The 18,735-nt window shown below is 61.0% G+C and carries 14 protein-coding genes; 11 read left to right on the top strand and 3 right to left on the bottom strand.

The genetic code is table 11. The features are described 5' to 3' along the window. Positions 1-38: 38 nt before the first annotated feature. The 7 genes from HDF16_RS08245 to HDF16_RS08215 all read left to right on the top strand — a co-directional run bounded on the left by HDF16_RS08245 (position 39) and on the right by HDF16_RS08215 (position 9,675). Entirely contained in the window at positions 39-590 is a 552-nt protein-coding gene (locus HDF16_RS08245) for a GNAT family N-acetyltransferase (protein ID WP_184215416.1), read from the top strand. A 120-nt stretch (positions 591-710) separates the two neighbouring features. Continuing rightward, entirely contained in the window at positions 711-1,745 is a 1,035-nt protein-coding gene (ruvB, locus tag HDF16_RS08240) for a Holliday junction branch migration DNA helicase RuvB (protein ID WP_184216219.1), read from the top strand. 230 nt (positions 1,746-1,975) lie between these two features. Then, positions 1,976-3,070, top strand: a complete 1,095-nt coding sequence (locus HDF16_RS08235; protein ID WP_184215414.1) for a putative urea ABC transporter substrate-binding protein — start codon at positions 1,976-1,978, stop codon at positions 3,068-3,070. Positions 3,071-3,073: 3 nt separating this feature from the next. Then, positions 3,074-3,943, top strand: a complete 870-nt coding sequence (locus HDF16_RS08230) for an ABC transporter permease (RefSeq protein WP_184215412.1) — start codon at positions 3,074-3,076, stop codon at positions 3,941-3,943. Beyond that, positions 3,928-4,875: an ABC transporter ATP-binding protein gene (locus tag HDF16_RS08225; RefSeq protein ID WP_184215410.1), complete on the top strand. Its 948-nt coding sequence runs from the start codon at positions 3,928-3,930 to the stop codon at positions 4,873-4,875. Before HDF16_RS08230 ends, HDF16_RS08225 begins: the two co-directional genes overlap by 16 nt. Further along, positions 4,872-8,138, top strand: a complete 3,267-nt coding sequence (locus tag HDF16_RS08220) for a PSD1 and planctomycete cytochrome C domain-containing protein (RefSeq protein ID WP_184215407.1) — start codon at positions 4,872-4,874, stop codon at positions 8,136-8,138. The genes HDF16_RS08225 and HDF16_RS08220 overlap by 4 nt, the downstream gene beginning before the upstream one ends. 67 nt (positions 8,139-8,205) lie before the next feature. Continuing rightward, complete coding sequence (locus HDF16_RS08215; RefSeq protein WP_184215404.1) at positions 8,206-9,675, top strand: DUF1501 domain-containing protein; 1,470 nt, start codon at positions 8,206-8,208, stop codon at positions 9,673-9,675. Here HDF16_RS08215 and HDF16_RS08210 read toward each other — a convergent pair whose 3' ends face one another. Further along, positions 9,676-10,023: a hypothetical protein gene (locus HDF16_RS08210; protein ID WP_221312602.1), complete on the bottom strand. Its 348-nt coding sequence runs from the start codon at positions 10,021-10,023 to the stop codon at positions 9,676-9,678. It lies immediately after the preceding gene. A 108-nt stretch (positions 10,024-10,131) separates the two neighbouring features. On the opposite strand from HDF16_RS08210, the gene HDF16_RS08205 reads away from it, so the two are divergent. Continuing rightward, positions 10,132-10,614 (top strand): c-type cytochrome, encoded by a 483-nt coding sequence (locus tag HDF16_RS08205; RefSeq protein ID WP_246408877.1) that lies wholly within the window; start codon positions 10,132-10,134, stop codon positions 10,612-10,614. 5 nt (positions 10,615-10,619) lie between these two features. On the opposite strand, the gene HDF16_RS08200 is transcribed toward HDF16_RS08205, so the two are convergent. Continuing rightward, positions 10,620-11,915, bottom strand: coding sequence for an MFS transporter (locus HDF16_RS08200; protein WP_184215396.1), 1,296 nt, complete (start codon positions 11,913-11,915; stop codon positions 10,620-10,622). Between the two features lie 103 nt (positions 11,916-12,018). Further along, positions 12,019-12,927 carry a tetratricopeptide repeat protein gene (locus HDF16_RS08195; RefSeq protein WP_184215393.1) on the bottom strand — a complete coding sequence of 303 codons (909 nt, stop codon included), beginning with the start codon at positions 12,925-12,927 and terminating at the stop codon, positions 12,019-12,021. Between the two features lie 519 nt (positions 12,928-13,446). Here HDF16_RS08195 and HDF16_RS08190 point away from each other — a divergent pair. The 3 genes from HDF16_RS08190 to HDF16_RS08180 all read left to right on the top strand — a co-directional run bounded on the left by HDF16_RS08190 (position 13,447) and on the right by HDF16_RS08180 (position 18,727). Further along, complete coding sequence (locus HDF16_RS08190; RefSeq protein WP_221312600.1) at positions 13,447-16,272, top strand: DUF1553 domain-containing protein; 2,826 nt, start codon at positions 13,447-13,449, stop codon at positions 16,270-16,272. A 21-nt stretch (positions 16,273-16,293) separates the two neighbouring features. Further along, a complete protein-coding gene (locus tag HDF16_RS08185) occupies positions 16,294-17,673 on the top strand; it encodes a DUF1501 domain-containing protein (RefSeq protein WP_184215388.1) in 1,380 nt (459 codons plus the stop codon). 70 nt (positions 17,674-17,743) lie between these two features. Next, positions 17,744-18,727 carry an ABC transporter substrate-binding protein gene (locus tag HDF16_RS08180; protein WP_184215386.1) on the top strand — a complete coding sequence of 328 codons (984 nt, stop codon included), beginning with the start codon at positions 17,744-17,746 and terminating at the stop codon, positions 18,725-18,727. The last annotated feature ends 8 nt before the right edge of the window (positions 18,728-18,735 follow it).

Here is an 18,735-nt window from a genome sequence, read left to right as displayed (position 1 = left end):
TGACGGTTTCTTTCGTCCGCATCCTCTACTCTTGAACGATGCTTGCCTGCGAAATTCGGAGTGCTACAGCGAACGACATGGCCTCCGTAAGCGCCATCTATGAACACTTTGTCCTGAACACCACCAATACCCTCGAGGTGACCCCCCCCGACGTTCTTGAGATGGAGCGGCGACGACAGTCGGTCCTCGATCGCGGGCTCCCGTACCTCGTCGCAGAGCTGGAGGGCTATGTGGTCGGGTACTGCTATGCCTCGCAGTTCCGCCCTCGCGAGGGCTACCGCTATACGGTGGAGGACTCCATCTACGTGCGCGCCGACTGCATCGGATATGGCGTCGGCCGCAAGCTGCTCAAAGCATTGATTGCGGCCTGCGAGTCCTCCGGCTGCCACCGCCTGGTCGCGTGCATCTGCGGAGATAATCCTGCGTCGATGGCGCTCCACGCTTCGCAGGGGTTTGCCCGGGTTGGAACCATTCCAGAGGCCGGCTTCAAACTTGGCAGGTGGGTCGACATGTCCATGATGCAGCGGCCGCTGGGAGTGTCAAAAGAGATCGCGATGCGATCCGAGGCGGGCGAGCTCCAGGCGGTCTAGATTATTCTGAGTCAGATATCGGGTTGGATCACCCGATTGCATCGCCCGCTTTTTCGCCTTACCATCGCCCCAGTGGATATTCCCAAATTCAACCCGAAAGCTGGCGGCAAGCGGCCTGATCTGGACCACGGTAGCAGCGACGCGGAGCGCCTGGTCTCGGCCGGCAAGGTGGACGACGACGTCGCTTTTGAGCTGAAGCTGCGACCGACGCGGCTGGCTGAATTCATCGGGCAAACCAAGGCAAAGGAACAACTTGCGATCGCGCTGGAGGCCGCAAAATCGCGCGGCGAGGCCCTCGATCACGTGCTGCTCTTCGGGCCTCCCGGCCTTGGCAAGACGACTCTGGCGACAATCATCGCCAACGAGCTCAGCGTCGGATACCAGCAGACCTCCGGGCCGGCGCTGCAGATCCAGGGCGATCTGACCGCGATCCTGACTAATCTCCGCGAGAGGCAGGTCCTCTTTCTCGACGAGATTCACCGGCTCCAGGCCGTCCTCGAAGAGAAACTCTACACCGCGCTAGAAGACTACAAGCTCGACATCATCATCGGTCAGGGACCGTCCGCCCGCACGCATGTGATGGAGATCAAGCCATTTACGTTCGTCGCGGCGACGACGCGGCCGGGCATGTTGAGTTCGCCGCTGCGCTCGCGATTCGGCATTCTACTGCGGCTGGAGTTCTACACCGACGACGAGCTGCGCTTCGTCGTGACACGTTCGGCCGAGGTGATGGGGATTCCCATTGACCAGGATGGAGCGGCGGAGATCGCCATGCGATCGCGGGGGACACCGCGTATCGCCAACCGCCTGCTGCGGCGCGTTCGCGATTACGCGCAGGTGCGGGCGGAGGGCCGGATCGACCGAGCTACTGCGCAAAAAGCACTTGAAATGCTGGAGGTCGACGCCCACGGCTTCGACGAGCTCGACCGGCGGCTGTTGCGGACGATCATCGAAAAGTACGATGGCGGCCCGGTCGGCCTGAACACGCTGGCAGCTGCGCTAGCGGAGGAACAGGACGCGCTCGAAGAGGTCTATGAGCCATTCCTGATCCAGATTGGCTTCCTCGATCGCACCCCGCGCGGTCGCGTCGCGACCCGGCTCGCCTACGAGCATCTGGGCATCGAGATGCCGAGAAAACTCAGCCTTTTCCCGTAGGCAGAGTGTCCCATAACGATTCTCTATAGTCAGAATTCGTTCCCTCCATACGCAATCTTCCTGACACACATAAGTCCTAGACTTGTTCTTATCCGTAGGTGTCATTGACCGGCCCTCATCACGGGCCTCCAGTCTGACTGCCGTCCAGCGCTATACACGTGCCAACCACGGGTTCAAGAATCAACCGGATCAACGACTTAGACAGAACAGCCAGAGCAGTTTGGGAGCCCATGAGAGACACGCAAGCGTCGAAGTCGCGCAGTTTGCTGTATGCCGCAGCAGCCTTTCTACTCCTTGCCACCTGCGTCTCCTCGCAGGCGAAGGCTGACGTGCCCACGTTCACCGTGGGCTGGTCAGTTTACGCAGGCTGGAACCCGTACTTCTACATGCAGAAGTCGGGAATTCTGAAGAAGTGGGCGGACAAGTACGGCATCGCGATCAAGGTGCAGCGGTTCGACTACGCCGCCTCGCTCGACGCCTTTGTGGCCAAGAACATCGACGCCTGCACGATGACCAACATGGAGGCCTTCGACCTTCCCGCCGCTGCCGGAGTCGATTCGACCGCCATCATCGTCGGCGACTACTCGAACGGCAACGACGCCATCATCGTGCGCAACGGCCTCACCTTCGACAAGCTGCCCGGACAGAAGATCATGCTGGTGCAGAAGACCGTCTCCGAGTACCTGCTCGAACGTGGCATGGTGCTGAACGGCCAGCAGGCGAACCTCTCGAAGCTGAAGTTGATCAATACCTCAGACTCGGACATCGTAGCGGCGTTCATGAATAACAAGTCGAACCCGGTGGTTGTGACCTGGAAGCCTCTGGTCTCGCAGATACTTGCTGACAAGAGCGTTCACTCCATCTTCGATTCCTCGAAGATCCCCGGCGAGATCCTTGATCTTCTCGTCGTCCGCACCGAAGTCCTGAATCGCCCCGACGGCTCAGGCCAGAAGTTCGCTAAGGCCGTAAGCGGTGCCTGGTACGAGACCGTCGCCCAGCTCGCGGCGGGACAGGCGAATGCGATCAAGTACTCAGCCGGAGCGTCGGGCGACTCGGTCGAGTCGTACAAAGAGCAGTTGAAGACGACCTCGCTCTTTGCGACCCCGAAGTCTGCGGCAGACTTCACCACCAGTCCGACGATCAAGCAGAAGATGGACCTCGTTCGTCAGTTCTGCTTCGCGCACGGCCTGCTGGGGCAGGGAATCAAATCTGCAGACGACGTGGCGATCATTTATCCGGATGGCTCGATCCAGGGCAAGAAGGACCGCGTTCGTCTGCGCTTCAACGCGACCTATATGCAGGCAGCTCAACAAGGGAAGCTCTAAACCATGGCCGCCTTCTCTCCGTTCGACATCGTCGATATACAAGCCCGGCCCAACCGGCTGGTGGCCCAGGCCTTGTCGTGTCTGTTGTTCCTGATCTGCATCGGTCTCTACATGCAGACCTCGATCAACCGGCATAAGGAGAACCCCGAAGATCGCGTCACCCCCAACGCCACGCAGCTTGCGAATGGCATTCATGCCTCCGTCTTCGAGCCAGCGGAAGAAGACGACTACATCCCCGCTGACGATGCCTCGAAGTGGGAGCGTTTCAAGCATTCGATGATCGTGAAGGACACGGTCTCGAGCGGCCGCCGTTTCCTGATCAGCCTCGCTCTGCTGATTCCCGCAGTGGTGCTGGCGCTCCACATCGGTCTCTTCCCATGGTTCGGCGCTGGCTTCCTGCGCTTCGTCCTCTTCTTCGACAAGATCGTGGCGCTCTCGCTGCTGCCGATATTGTTCATCGTCTTCGGCATCGATGAGTGGTCGAAGATCGCGCTCATCGTCATCGGCGTCGCGCCGACCATGATCCTCGACGTGACCCAGATGGTGAAGGCAGTGCCGCAGGAGCAGATCGTCAAGGCCTTCACTCTGGATGCGAACAACTTCGACGTCGCTTATCGCGTGGTCTTCCGGCAAGTGCTTCCGCAGGTCATCAACAGCCTGCGACTGAACCTGAAGCCGATGATGCTCTTCCTCTTCGCGGGCGAGATGATCGCGGCCTCGGACGGCCTCGCGTATCGCATCGCCATCATGCGCCGCCACATGGGCATGGACGTGATCCTGCCGTACGTTCTGTGGGTGGCGTTCCTGCTCTTCGCGATCGACCTTTCGCTGCGACTTCTGAACAGGAGGATGCATCCATGGTTTCAGGCGTGAGCGCTCCTGTGAAAGTTGCGAACGAGACCGGCACTGTGGTCGCGATGCCATCACCTGCCGCTACGTCGATCCATGTCGACGGCGTTTCGATGTGTTATCCGCTGGCTAAGAAGAAGCAGCGCACCGTGCTTGAGAACATCTCACTCGAGATTGAAGACGGCGAGTTCGTCGTTTTGTTGGGCGAGACGGGCTGCGGCAAGAGCACGCTGCTGCGAATGATCCTAGGCCAGGAACGGCCAACGTCTGGAAAGGTCTATGTCTCAGGCAAGGCTGTCGAGCGCGTCGATGCGCGCTCCGGCTACGTCCCGCAGAAATACTCGCTCTTCCCCGATCGCACAGTCCTCGACAACCTGACCATGGGCCCGGAGACCTCGAAGTACCACATCCTCGGGCGACTTATGCCCGGCTTCCGCAGCTTCCGCAAACAGGTTCGCAAAGAGGCGATGCGCCAGCTCGAGCACATGGGCCTGCGCCCAACCGACGCGGGCAAGTACCCGCACCAGCTTTCAGGTGGCATGCAGCAGCGCGTCGCCATCGCGCAGGCGCTGATGATGAAGAACCGCGTCCTGCTGATGGACGAGGCCTTCAGTGCGCTTGATCCGGCGACGCGTGCCAGTCTGCAGAGATTACTTAAGACGGTCTGGAACGAGTCGAAGCCGACCATCGTCTTCGTAACGCACAACACCGCCGAGGCACTCTATCTTGGCACGCGTTTGATCGTGCTCGCTCGTTCGAGCCATGAAGATCATTGCGGTTCGAAGGTCGCGCTCGACATGAAGCTCCCGGGTAACGAAGCCGGAATGAGCCTGAAGAAGAATGGACAGGAGTTCCTCGATCTCGTCGATTACGTGGAACGTTTCTCACGTGGCAATCGTCATGACGATCAGGCACTCGATGAATCTGCGGTAGACGGAGAAGAAGAGGCTGTATGAGAAGTCAGTGGATTCCGAACCCGATCATTGCTGCCTGTACGCTTGCCACCTTTGGCCTCGGCGCCGGCGTCATCCTGTCCGTGCATGGGCAGGAGAAAGCTGCCGTACCAGCTCGCACAGCCGCTGCTGCGACGCCGTCCGAAGAAGACAACACCCAGTTCTTTACCCAGAAGGTTCGCCCCATCTTCGCGCAGAGCTGCTACACCTGCCACACCACGGAGATGGCCGGGGGCCTGCGTCTTGATTCTCATGAGGCTGTGCTGAAGGGCGGAGACTCCGGCCCGGCGATCATTCCCGGCGATCCGGAGAAGAGCACTCTGATTGCCGCTGTTCGCCAGACCGGCGACCTGAAGATGCCGCCCAAAGGCGAGAAGCTTACCGCCAGCGAGGTTGCTGACCTTGCCGAGTGGGTGAAGCGCGGCGGCGTGTGGGACTCCGCCGAACCGACCAAGCCCGTCGTTGCGCTGCTGACGGTGGCGCAGGCCAAGGGCTCGCCCGGTGACGACTACTTCGAAAACAAAGTCCGTCCCATCTTCGCTGCGCAGTGCAACAGTTGCCACGTCGATCGCGAAGCCGGCGGCCTCAGTCTCGCCACTCGCGAAGGTTTGCTCAAGGGTGGTGACACCGGCCCCGGCATCGTCGTGGGCGATCCCGACAAGAGTCTTCTGCTGATAGCCGTACACCAGTCGGGCGAGCTGAAGATGCCGAAGAAGGCGCCGAAGATGTCGGAGGCCGATATCGCCACGCTCTCCGATTGGGTGAAGATGGGTGCGCCCTGGCCGAAGTCCACCGCTCCGATCCGCGTTGCGGGCAAGCAGATCACCGACGATATGAGGAAGTGGTGGTCATTCGTGCCGCTGAAGGACTACCCGGTTCCGGCGATCAAGGACCCGGCGCTGAAGTCATGGGCGAAGTCCGACATCGACCACTTCGTTCTTGCCAAGCTTGAAGAGAAGGGTCTTAAGCCCGCGCCAATGGCGGACAAGCGAACGTTGATTCGCCGCGCGACGCTTGACCTGACCGGCCTGCCGCCGACGCCAGAAGAGATCGCCGACTTTGAGAAGGATGGTTCGCCAGACGCCTTCGCGAAGGTGGTCGATCGCCTGCTCGCCTCGTCCGCATACGGTGAGCGCTGGGGCCGTCACTGGCTCGATGTCGCCCGCTATGGCGATGACGATATTCGCGGCCTCGATCCGCGTGGCCGTGGCTACATGCCCTTCGATGGGGCATGGGTCTATCGCGACTGGGTCATTAAGGCCGTCAACGACGACGTGACCTACGACAAGTTCGTCAAGATGCAGCTTGCCGGCGACCTGATGTCGAAGAAGCCGACGGCCGAAGATCTGAAGGCAACCGGCTTCCTCGGCGGAGCGCCATGGATCTGGGACCAGGCTGAGCCGATCCAGGGACGCGCGGACGAACGCAACGAACGCATCGACGCTGTGACTCGCGGCATGCTCGGCCTCACGGTAGCCTGCGCGCGCTGCCACGATCACAAGTACGACCCCATCCTTGCGAAGGACTACTACGCTCTGGGCGGCATCTTCGCCAGCTCCACTTACAAGGAGTACAACTTCGTTCCCGACTCCGAGGTTGACTTCTGGCGAGGAAAGTTCAAGCATGCCAACGACCTCGACGAAGCCACCTTCAAGTACATGAAGGAGACCTCATCGCAGGTGGCCGAGGCCTACGCTGCGCAGGCGACGGACTACATGGTCGCCGCCTGGCAGGTATCGGGCAAGCCGAAGAAAAAGGTTGAGGACGCGGCGGACGGAGCGAAGCTCGACCCGGAGATGCTGGATCGCTGGGTCAAGTTCCTCGCCAAGAAGCCGACCTACTATCCCTACCTGATCGACTGGCAGATGATGGTCGCGCAGGGCGGCACGGAAGATCAGGCCAAGGCATTGGCGGAGTCCTTCCAGCAACGCATCATCGACCTCGAGCTTGAGAACGCGAAGGTTGAAGAAGAGAACGACAAGATCAAGGCCAAGGCGGGCGTTCCCACCGAGCGCGAGAAGGACGTGAAGCCCTCGGACTTCGACACCTACGACCAGTTCTGCCCCGGCTGCACGCTGGAGTTGAAGGTGTTATCGCCCGAGAAGGCAAATCTCTACGAAGACATGTTCCTGCGCCAGCTCGGTACGGGCGTCTTCGAGGAGCGAGGTCTGCCCGGCCTCTTCGTCTTCCGTGGATGGGACCTTGTCCGGCGGCTGGGCCCTGCACAGCAGGCCTACTTCGCACAGCTTCAAAAGGAGATGGGACACGGTGGCCGCACCACTGCCGTCGGGGAGCAGTATCCCTTTGCGCATGGCACGGCGGACAAGCCGAAGGCAGTCGACATCGCTCTTGATCTGCGCGGCAATCCTCACGCGCATGGCGACATCGTCCCGCGCGGCTTCGTCACCGTGCTCGGCCCTTCGGACAAGAAGCCCTACACCGAAGGCAGCGGCCGTCTGCAGTTGGCGGAAGACATCATCGCCAGCCCGCTCGCGTCGCGCGTCATTGTCAATCGAGTATGGAAGTGGCACTTCGGCACGGGCATCGTGAACTCCGCCGACAACTTCGGCAAGGTCGGCGATCCGCCGTCCGATCCCGAGCTGCTCGATTACCTCGCCATCAAGTTCCGCAAGGATGGCATGTCGCTCAAGAAGCTGCAGCGGACGATCATGCTCTCCGCTGTCTATCAGCAGAGCAGCAAGGAGACTCCCGACGAGCACGTCAAGGACCCTCTCAATCGCCTCTACTCGCACTTCTCCGTACAGCGTCTCGACGCCGAGCAGCTTCGCGACTCGATGCTGTTCGTAGCAGGCGATCTCGATAAGAAGGGCGCAGGCGGTCCGGCGACGGAGCTTGGCCTCGACAACGATCGCCGCACGGTCTACGCCAAGGTCAGCCGCTTCCGCATCGACAGCTTCCTGCAGGCCTTCGACTTCCCCAACCCCACGTTCACGGCGGAGCAGCGCTTCTCCACCAACGTGCCCGTACAGCGTCTCTACTTCATGAATAACGCATGGGTCTACGCGCAGGCTGGCAAGCTCGCCGAACGCGTCTACGACAAAGGAGACGACTCGGCTCGCATCACCGAGGCCTATCGCCTTCTCTACGGAAGAGCGCCGACGCCAGCGGAGCTACAGGCCGGTCTCGACTTCTTGATGAACACGCCGGAGAAGCCCGGATACCTTGTCGCACAGGAGCCGATGACCGCGTGGAAGCAGTACTCGCGTGTGTTATTCAGCTCCAACGAGTTTGAGTTTTTGAATTAGGTAGCAGAAGAAATCGCTAGACTGATGGCAGGTTCATCAGGCACTTCGAAACAGAGGAGATTTCCCCATGTCGTGTGTCAAACCGAAACCGATCGATCGTAGAGACGCCCTTCGCCGCATTGGCGGCGGATTCGCCATGATGAGCTTTGCCGGAATGATCGGCGAGTCGCTGGCGCAGGCCGAAAGCCTCGGTGGCGCAGCGGCTGTCACTGAATCGACCCCCGTCCCCGAGTACATGCTGAAAGACCCCGGCTTTAAGCCCAAAGCCAAACATGTGATCTTCCTCTTCATGAACGGCGGTCTTTCGCACATCGACAGCTTCGACAACAAGCCGGCGCTTGTGAAGTACCACGGCCAGCCCATGCCCGGTGGCGATCTTGGGCACGAGCGCAAGACCGGCACGCTGATGAAGTCGCCGTTCGAGTTCAAGCGTTACGGCAAAAGCGGCCTCGAAGTCTCGGAGCTCTTCCCCAACGTGGGCGAGTGCGCCGACGACATCTGCGTCGTCCGCTCGGTCTTCACCGAGATCCCCAACCACGAGCCCGCGCTGATCATGATGAACACCGGCGCGAACATCATTGGCCGTCCGTCGATGGGATCGTGGCTCACCTATGGTCTCGGTGTCGAGAACAAGAACCTTCCCGGCTTCGTGGTCCTCTGCCCGCAGGTTCCCAGCACCGTCGGGCCGCCGCTCTGGAGCTCCGGCTTCCTCCCCGCTGTCAACCAGGCGACCTATGTTTCCACCGACACGAGGCAGAAGGACTTTGACCCTTACAAGCTGATCCCCAACATCCACAACGACAAGTTCGACATCGGCCAACAGCGCAAGGAACTCGACCTCGTCAAGAAGCTCGACGCGCTGAGCGAGCAGCAGACCTACGGCCCCGCAGACGCCGATCCGCAGCTCGAGGCGACCATCGGCTCCATGGAGACGGCCTTCCGGATGCAGACCGAGGCCCCCGACGTCTTCGACGTGCGCAAGGAGAGCGAGGCCACCATCAAGATGTACGGTGAGGGCTCAACCGCCCGCGGCTGCCTCACAGCAGCCCGCCTCATCGAGAAGGGTGTTCGCATGGTGCAGGTCTATTACTCGCTGGGCGACCCGTGGGATGCACACGCGGACATCCAGTCGCACCGCAAGAACGCAAAGGATTCCGACCAGCCCTTCGCCGCGCTGATCAAGGACCTCAAAGCACGCGGCTTGTTGGACGAAACGATCATCGTCTGCGGCTCGGAGTTCGGCCGTACCCCGGTCGTCGAGCTAGGCGGCGGCGGAACCCACGCCGGTCGCGACCACAACCCGCACGGCTTCAGCATGTGGCTTGCAGGCGGCGGCATCAAGGGCGGCATGACCTACGGCGCGACCGATGACTTCGGCTGGAAGGTGGTCGACAAGCCAGTCCACGTCCACGACATCCACGCGACCATTCTTTACCTGATGGGCATCGATCACACCAAGCTGACCTTCCGTTCCAGCGGCCGCGACTTCCGGCTGACGGACGTCTCCGGCAACGTGATCCACGACATCATTGCCTAACTAGCTACAGCCGCGAAGCACCGCCAGCCACAGCAGCGATAGGACGATCGACCCAGCAACGCCGAGCGCGAATACAGGCGCTCGGCCCGCGCTGGCACCTTCTGAAGACCGATCGTTCTGCTGCGGTGCCAAAGGGTTATAACAAATCGAAAACTGCTCATTTTGCGGAATGGCCACAGCGGATTGAAACTCGTCGGAGTAGGTCTGGCCGTGCGCAACATAGTCAAATGCGATGCGGTATTTTTCGCCACTCTGCACCCCCATCCGAAACGTATTCATTCTCGCAAACTGATACCTGCAGGAGACGACCGTCGCGGTGGTTTCAATCCATCCTGATTGTTCAGTCAACTTGCAGTCCCTCGCTGTTCAATTTGATGCCGTAGGCGATTCGCCGCCTACGTTTGCCTCGCAAAAGAAACGGAGCTTTACAATCCGATGATGCCTCGTACTATATCGATGAAGAGACTGGGTAGCCTGATCATGCTCGTCGCCCTGCCGACTCTACTCGCTGGCTGCGCCGCGAAACCGCCCTCAAAGGCAGAGACGAAGATCGCCAACTGGACCAAGCACCACGTCACGGTCGGCGGGAAGAAGGACATCAACCCGATCAAGGCATCCGAAGGGAGCATCGACGAAGGCAAGCAGAGCTTCACTGCATACTGCATGGTCTGCCACGGGCTCGACGGCCAGAACACCGGCGTTCCCTTCGCGACGACCATCTCGCCGCAGGTGCCATCGCTCGCCAGCGCCGAAGTTCAGTCTTACACCGACGGGCAGTTGCACTGGGTCATCAAGAATGGCATCTACCCTTCTGGCATGCCGCCTTCGAGTGGCGACTTCTCTGACAAAGAAATGTGGCAGATGGTCCTCTACATCCGCCATCTTCCCAAGGCCGGCAGCCTCGGTGAACCAGCGGTCTACGGCGGCGCTGCGAAGTAGCCGGCTCAGCCTTCGAGACACACTGGCTCTTCACGCGTCCGATCCGCGCTGGGATGTCCCACAACCGGCGTGCGCCGCCCGGTCAAGTGACGCAACGTCGCCAGCGCGATAAAGCTCATCGCCAGTCCACATACGCCATTCCACTTCCAGTGTGTCCACGCTATCGTCGCCAGAGCGGAGCCAGCGGCAGCTCCACTGAAGTAGATCGTCATGTAGACGGTATTCAGACGGCTCCGCGCCGAAGGATCGAGGCCGAAGATGCGCGTCTGGTTGGCGATCTGAATCATCTGCGCGCCCACGTCGAGGATGATCACACCCACCGCGAGCGCCGCAATGTGTACGGCGAAAGGCAGCCGCGCCTCCTCCGCGCCCCACAACAGCGCGTAGGAGCTCGCCAACACCACGATGCCGAGACTGATCACCCATCGCGATCCGCGCCTGTCCGCGAACTTGCCGGCTATGGGCGCGGCCAGCGCACCGGCCGCGCCCACGAGCCCGAAGCTTCCGGCTATTCCCGGCCCAAGCCCATAGTGGCTGAACAGCACGAAGGCCAGCGTCGTCCAGAAGCAACTGAAGGACGCAAAGATCAGAGCGCCCAGCACGCAGGATTCGCGCAGCAGCGGTTGCGTGCGAAAGAGCGTCCATAGCGAACGCATCGCGTCGGGATAGGCGATGGTCTGCTTCGGCGGCAGCTTCGGCATGTAGCGCCAGATAAGCGGCGCAAAGGTAGCGTTCACGATAGCCGCGATGATAAAGACGCTGCGCCATCCGCCAAGATTGCTGACCCACCCCGAGAACGTCCGCGCCAGCAGTATACCCAGCAGCAGCCCCGTCATCACGATGCCGATCGCGCGTCCGCGCTGCGCGTCGTCGACCAGGTCGGGCGCGATCGGAAGGACGATATGCGTCACCGAGCAGAAGATCCCCATCAATGCGCTGCCGATCAGCAAAATAGTAAGGTTCGGCGCAGCAGCGACCAGCAGCAACGCTCCGGCCACGGCGGCGAACATGCGAACGATCAGCGTGCGGCGCTCCAGCACATCGCCCAGTGGCACGAAGAAGAGAAGGCCGATGGCATATCCCACCTGCGTCGCGACCGCGACGAATCCGGTCCGACCAGCCGTCGTATGGAAGGTCCGCGACATCTCCAGCAGCAGTGGCTGGTTGTAATAGATTCCCGAGACGCCCACGGCGCACGCCAGCCCAAGAAAGGGCAGCGGAGCCTTCGGAATCGGCGTATTTACCGGGCCAGTGGGCGCAGCCGGTGCGGGATATTCGGATTGGACATCGGTCGGGTTCATCAGGAGAGCAGTTTTAGCTGCTAGCTCAAGTGTAGTCTTTTCGCGGCGAACGTAAGGATTGGTCTGTCAGATAGTGGGTGCTGTCAGGCCACGAATCCGCAGTCTATCCCGCGATGGGCACTCGCTGGCCGCGCCGGCTCACGATCGACAACCGTTCGCTGCTCAGGATCTTCCGAGCCTGGATCTTGGCGTGGCTGGCCCATGGGCCGACGGGATCGAGCCGGGTGTACATCAGCCAGTGGCGCAGCGCACGCCGACGTTCGCCTTGTCGTTCATAGGCGAGGGCAAGGTTGTAATGCGCGTCGGCGTAGTGAGGCACCAGCGCGATGGCGCGTTGATAAGCGGCGATCGCCTCATCGAGCTGCAGGGTCTCGTCCAGCACATTACCCAGGTCGAAGAAGGCGAGAGCGTAGTCAGGATCGGCAACAGTCGCGTTGCGATACAACTCTTCGGCGCGAACGAAGTCGCGGCGATTGTAGTGAATCGTTCCAAGATTGATCGACGCCGGAGCGTGATCCGGGTTCATCTGCAGAATCTCGCCGTATAGCAGCGCTGCGGCGTCCAGCGTCGACGCGTCTTCCTCAAACTGCACCGCCCGCAAAAACATCTCCTGCACCTCCACCGCACGCTGCGAACGCGTGATCACGCCGCCGTTTGCAACCTGCAGCACCTCGGTGAGGCTCTGGTCAAAGTCGAAGGAGAGTTGATGCGTGACCGGGTCGAGCAGGGCTCCGGCATATCGGAAGGACACGCGCGAGCCATGCCGCACCACGCTTGATTCAAGCAGAGGATTCACAACGCCGGACATGCGCTGCATCGCGGTGACGGAGGCACGAATGTTTCGCGAGGGCAACCGCGTGGCCCGCAGGTCGCGCAAGGTTCGCAACTGGCTCAGGTGGGCAAAGCTGTAAGTTTCCGTGGGAAGAACCAGCCCCGCCCGCTCCCATGCCGCAAGCTGGTGGTGGTGCAGGTGCAGAATTCTCAAAACATCCTGACGGCTATATCGGCTCACGTTGTGGTCTCGTCCTGCCCGTCTCTCGCCCGCGTGTCTGATGTGTTCTGTGAATCGCAATTCAGCTTCCCTACAAGCCTGAGTATCGATGGGAAGACCGCGTCAATCAAGGGGATTCGCGTTGCGTAACGGTGAAAACAGTGGATATCGCGTACCTAATTAGGTTCCAGTGCTGAAACCGAACGCGAAGGTGCTTCGCAATGTGATAACGACAACAATCTGACTCCTCGCGAACTTCGTACGAGGCGATCAAAAGTACGAGCTGTAATCACTTCCGCGAATGGACCCATCGTGACAATTGATTGGACTTCACAGGGTAAAGTTTGTTGTCATTATCACTAGAGCGAATCCATCGATTGTGCCTCGACGCGCGTCGGTACGCTTCACAACTCCCACCAATTTCTCTGATGATCTAACGGCGGAAGTGCCCCTCGCCCTGGAGCTTTGTTCATCCTCCCCGTGCAACATCGGCGACCGCGTAGTGCGCCATTCAGCCACCAGTCGCAGAAGGATGTGTTCATGTATTTAGGTCGACGACTACGCGAAGTTCAAATGCCGTGGCGTAAGAGCGCGGGCATGGCAGCGGCGTCGCTCGCGCTCGTCTTCGCGGCAGCATCTGTTGACGCAATGGCCCAGACCACAAAGCCTTCGACAGAAGACAGCTTCCAGCAGAACGTAAAGCCGATCATCGACCGCAACTGTGCCGGCTGCCACGTTCTGGGCGGCCACAGTGGACAGCTTCGCCTCGACTCCCTCGCCGATGTGATGAAGGGTGGCGAGGACGGCGCCATCGTCGCCTTCGGCAAGCCCGAGAAGAGCCTGCTGACGAAGACCATCCACTACGAAGATCCCGATATGCAGATGCCGCCCAAGGGCAAGCTCTCCGCGGAGGACATCGCAACCATCGACAAGTGGATCGCCGAGAGCGCGGAGCCGCTGCCGGGAGATTTGAAAGACAACCCCACCCCCGCCGCTCCGGTGCCGGTTGCAAGCGCGCCTGCTCCTGCTGCCGCTGTGAAAGCAGTACCGGTTGCGCTGGGAGGCGCACCCCAGGCGGCAGCCTCTCCGCTGATGTCCGCCGAGCAGGAACAGTTCTTCGAGACCAAGGTTCGCCCGGTGCTGGTGAACAACTGCTATAGCTGCCACGCCAGCGCGGCGAAGGCCGGCCTGCGGCTCGACTCGCGTGAAGGCGTGCTCGCCGGAGGCAAGAGTGGCGATATCGTCGTCCCCGGCCACCCCGAGCAGAGCACACTATCGACCGCCGTCCACTACAGCGACCCGAAGCTGCAGATGCCGCCGCGCAAGGCACTCAAGCCCGACGAGGTCGCCGCGATCGATCGCTGGATCGCCGACGGTCTGCCTTGGCCGAAGGGATCGGCTTCGCCAGCGATCAAGACCGTCTCCGCCGCGCAGCGCGACTTCTGGTCGTTCAGGGCGCCCGTCACGCCCGCCGTTCCTGATGTTAGGAGCGCATGGGCAAAAAACGACATCGACCGTTTTGTCCTCGCGAAGCTCGACGAGAAGCACCTGAAGCCTATCGCCGACGCCGACAAACACACGCTGATCCGCCGCGTCACCTACGACCTCACCGGCCTGCCACCTTCCCCAGCTGAAGTCTCTGCCTTCATCTCAGACCACTCGCCCCTCGCCTACGAAAACCTCGTCGACCGCCTGCTCGCCTCGAAGGCCTACGGCGAACGCTGGGGCCGCATCTGGCTTGATGTCGTCCGCTACGCCGACACCTCCGGCGGCGGCGGCGACTATCCCATCGCACAGGCCTCGAAGTATCGCGACTATGTCATCCAGTCCTTTAACGAGGACAAGCCCTACGACCGCTTCATCAAGGAGCAGATCGCCGGCGACCTGCTGTCTTCAGACAGCGAGCCGCAGCACTGGTCGAACGTCGTTGCCACGGGCTATCTCGCGAACGCCTCCCGCTACGATGGCGCATACCTGAACGATGCCGTCGATAACATCGGTTATGCCTTCATGGGCATGACGGTCGCCTGTGCTCGCTGCCACGACCACAAGTTCGATCCCGTCCCAACATCGGACTACTACGCGATCTACGGCATCCTCGAGAGCACGAAGTTCCCCGATCCCGGCGACGACGTCTCACGCCGTCAGATCGGCTTCGTCTATCGCGACCCCAAGTCCGCGGACCGCCAGGACATCAAGGACTTCAACGCGCAGTTGAAGCCCATCGCCGGCGCGATCAATGCGGTCTTCGCTCTACCCGGTACCTACGACGACATTCTGCCGCAGCTCGAAGCGCGCCGCATGAATCTTTATTCGCACGCACCTGTCTTCCCGGAGAACGCCTACGCCGTCACCGAAGGCCCGGTGCGACAGGCACAGATCCAAGTTCACGGCGATCCCACGAATCTTGGTGAAGAGGTCCCGCGCGGATTTCTGCAGGTGCTGGGCGGCGGCCCTCTGCCCGCCGGCACCAAGGGCAGCGGAAGATTGCAACTCGCGGACTGGATCGCCAGCAAAGACAATCCGCTTACGGCGCGCGTCCTCGTCAATCGCCTATGGCAGGGACACTTCGGCCGCGGCATCGTTCCTACGCCGAACAACTTCGGCACACGTGGAGTCCCGCCCAATAACCAGGCGTTGCTCGATTATCTGGCAACGGAGTTCATCGCCAAGGGCTGGTCGATCAAGACGATTCAGCGCGAGATTCTGCTCTCACATGCCTACCGCCTCTCAACCGCGGACTCTGCGGCCAACGACGAGGTCGATCCCGATAACGCTCTGATCTGGCGGCACTCGCGTGTCCGTCTCGATGCCGAAGAGATTCGCGACTCGATGCTGGCCGACGCGAAGCTGCTCGATCTCACACCCGCCAAACCCCATCCCTTCCCGCCACAGTCGCAGTGGAACTGGGAGGAACAGAACCCCTTCGCGCCTGACGTGACCAGGTACGAGAACGACCACCGCACGGTCTACATGATGGTGCAGCGCAGCGTGAAGCACCCGTACCTGACGCTCTTCGACGGTGCGGACGCGAACGCCAGCACCGAGCAGCGAACCAGCAGCCTCACCCCGCTGCAGGCGCTTTACTTTTTGAATGCCAGCTTCCCCAAGCGCTGCTCTGACAACCTCGCCACGCAATGGACCGAGGCAAAGGTGCCTGATTCGAAGATCATCGAAGAAGCCTTCGTGACCATCTATGGCAGGCCCGCGCAGAAGGTAGAACTCGATCGCTCGGAAGAGTTCCTAAAGCGCGCTACCGCTCTCTACATCTCGCGCTCGGACGCGCCCGACGACGCTCACAAGAAGGCTGTCTCCAACTTCATCCAGGCCATGTTCTCCACCAACGAGTTCATGTTCGTCGAGTAGGCAACACCAGAGGTCATCCCCATGTCGCAGAACCCAAGCCAGACACGCAGACGCTTCATCCAATCGCTGGCCAGCGCCTCCATGCTCCTCCCCGGAATGATGCACGAGATGCTCGGCGAGACGCCCACGCCCGCACAGTCTGCCGACCCGCTCGCGCCCAAGTCACCCATGTTCCCCGCGAAGGCGAAGCGCGTCATCTTCCTCTACATGAGCGGCGGCGTCTCGCACGTCGACACCTTCGATCCCAAGCCGCTGCTCACGCGCGACCACGGCAAGGAGTACAACGGCGAGTTCCTCCACGCCTCGAAGTACAAGTTTAGCCGCTACGCCAAGTGCGACACCGAGGTCAGCGAACTCTTCCCCAACGTCGGCGCAATGATGGACGACATCTGCGTCATCCGCTCTATGAAGTGCGACATTCCCAATCATTCGCAGGCGGTCATGCAGATTCACGGCGGCTCCGCCGTCGAGGCGCGCCCGAGCATCGGCTCGTGGGTCAGCTATGGCCTCGGCACCTTCGATAAGGAGTTGCCGTCCTACATGGTGCTCGCTCCCGAGGTGCCCTACGGCGGCGCAACCTGCTGGGACTCTTCGTTTCTACCCGCGTGCCATCAGGGGATTCGCGTCGTGCCCGGGCAGGAGGCGATCCCGAACATGACGCGTAAGGCGTCGCTCGAAGTGCAGGACCTCGACCTAGGTCTCATCGAATTCTTCAATCGCCGCAATCTCGCCGAGCACGATGCCGACAAGACGCTCGCCGCACGCATCAAGACCTTCGAGACCGCGTACGGCATGCAGAAGGAAGCTCCCGACGTCTTCGACATCACCAAGGAGAGCGACGCGACCCTCGCCATGTACGGCATCACGCGCGACACGAAGAAGGGCTTCGGCTGGCAGTGCCTGATGGCTCGCCGCCTTGCGGAACGCGGCGTTCGCTTCGTCGAACTCATCGACACCGGCTCCGACAAGTACACAAACTGGGACGCGCATCTCGACATCAAGATGCACGCGACTTCCGCGAAGAAGGTCGACAAAGCCATCGCCGGCCTGCTTCAAGATTTGAAGTCGCGCGGCATGCTCGAAGACACGCTGGTGGTCTGGACCACTGAGTTTGGCCGTGCTCCCGGCGACAGCGCTCCCAACGAAGCCGGCCGCACGCACCAGTCCTCGGTGTACTCCTCGTGGCTCGCGGGCGCCGGCATCAAGGGCGGCATCACCTACGGCGAGTCTGACGACTACGGCTACAAGGTCGCGAAGAACGAGTGCGACATCCACGACTTCCAGGCGACCATCCTGAATCAGTTGGGTATGGACCACAAGAAGCTGACCTATCGCCACGCCGGACGCGACTATCGTCTCACCGACGTCTCCGGCCGCGTCATTCGCGATATTCTGGCCTAGCAGTTGCAAAATTTTGGAGCATAGGTTTCGAGTGCAAAGATGGAGTCGACGTCGATTCATCGGCAGTGGCGTGGCCACAGCTTCAGCAGCTCCGTGGCTCTCAGGCTGCAGGTCGGTCGCCAGTAAAGACCTCATCGTCGCACTCGGCTGGGTTCCAAACGTCGAGTACGCCGACCTCTTCGTCGCGGAGGCGCGCGGCTACTTCAAGCAGGAGCACTGCCCGCTGAAGATCTGGCCCGGCGGCCCCAACGCTCCGCAGCCTGTGATCGAAGTCGCCGCAGGTCTCGCCCACATGGGCGATGCCGAGTGGCTACCGCTGCTCGACGCCATCCTTCGCGGCAACGACTTCGTCATCATTGGCTCCATCTTCCCCGTACATCCCGGCGGCCTGATGTCGTTGCCGAAACGGCCGATCCTCAAGCCTGCGGACCTGCCCGGATCGCGCTTCCTGGTGCAGGGCCCGAGCGAGCGCACCACCATTGAATGCACCTTCAAACTGAACCACTTCGCGCCGGATTATCAACTGGTCCCTGTGGGCTTTTCGCCCGAGGCTCTGTTGAACGGCGCTGGCGACGCCTACTACTGCTTCATCACGAATCAGCCCATCGTCTTCGAGAACATGGGCATGAAACTTGGTTCAGACTTCTTCGTGACGCGTCTCGATCAGCTCGGCTACAAGGTTCCTTCAACTCTGCTCTTCGCCCAGCGCGACACGATCACGCGCCGTCGCAAAGAGATTGTCGGTTTCCTGAAGGCACGTCTGCGCGGCAAGATGGACAACGACAAGGATCCCGCGTACGCCGCAAACCTCACCGTCGATCGCTACGGCGCTGACCTCGGCATGAGCTACGACCACGAACTGCGCACCAACAAGCTGCAGTTGCCGCTCTATCAAACGCCGGGTTCGCGCGGCCCTTATTGGATCTCGGACGAGGATCTGCAAAAGAACATGTACGGCGCGGCGCTGGTCACTGGCCGCAAGAATCTGCCCGATCCATCGCGGATCATGGATATGAGCTTGCTTGAAGAGGCTTACCAAAGCCTCGGAATATAGGAGATGGT

It is taken from the genome of Granulicella aggregans (assembly GCF_014203275.1).
Taxonomy (GTDB): domain Bacteria; phylum Acidobacteriota; class Terriglobia; order Terriglobales; family Acidobacteriaceae; genus Edaphobacter.
The sequence above is the reverse complement of the archived record's forward strand: the minus strand, read 5'-3'. Positions and strand labels throughout refer to the sequence as shown.

Bases quoted from the DNA above. Each gene is read 5' to 3' on its own strand.
- HDF16_RS08245 (WP_184215416.1), top strand. From the start codon at position 39: ATGCTTGCCTGCGAAATTCGGAGTGCTACAGCGAACGACATGGCCTCC.
- HDF16_RS08235 (WP_184215414.1), top strand. From the start codon at position 1,976: ATGAGAGACACGCAAGCGTCGAAGTCGCGCAGTTTGCTGTATGCCGCA.
- HDF16_RS08230 (WP_184215412.1), top strand. From the start codon at position 3,074: ATGGCCGCCTTCTCTCCGTTCGACATCGTCGATATACAAGCCCGGCCC.
- HDF16_RS08225 (WP_184215410.1), top strand. From the start codon at position 3,928: ATGGTTTCAGGCGTGAGCGCTCCTGTGAAAGTTGCGAACGAGACCGGC.
- HDF16_RS08220 (WP_184215407.1), top strand. From the start codon at position 4,872: ATGAGAAGTCAGTGGATTCCGAACCCGATCATTGCTGCCTGTACGCTT.
- HDF16_RS08215 (WP_184215404.1), top strand. From the start codon at position 8,206: ATGTCGTGTGTCAAACCGAAACCGATCGATCGTAGAGACGCCCTTCGC.
- HDF16_RS08205 (WP_246408877.1), top strand. From the start codon at position 10,132: ATGAAGAGACTGGGTAGCCTGATCATGCTCGTCGCCCTGCCGACTCTA.
- HDF16_RS08200 (WP_184215396.1), bottom strand. From the start codon at position 11,915: ATGAACCCGACCGATGTCCAATCCGAATATCCCGCACCGGCTGCGCCC.
- HDF16_RS08190 (WP_221312600.1), top strand. From the start codon at position 13,447: ATGTATTTAGGTCGACGACTACGCGAAGTTCAAATGCCGTGGCGTAAG.
- HDF16_RS08185 (WP_184215388.1), top strand. From the start codon at position 16,294: ATGTCGCAGAACCCAAGCCAGACACGCAGACGCTTCATCCAATCGCTG.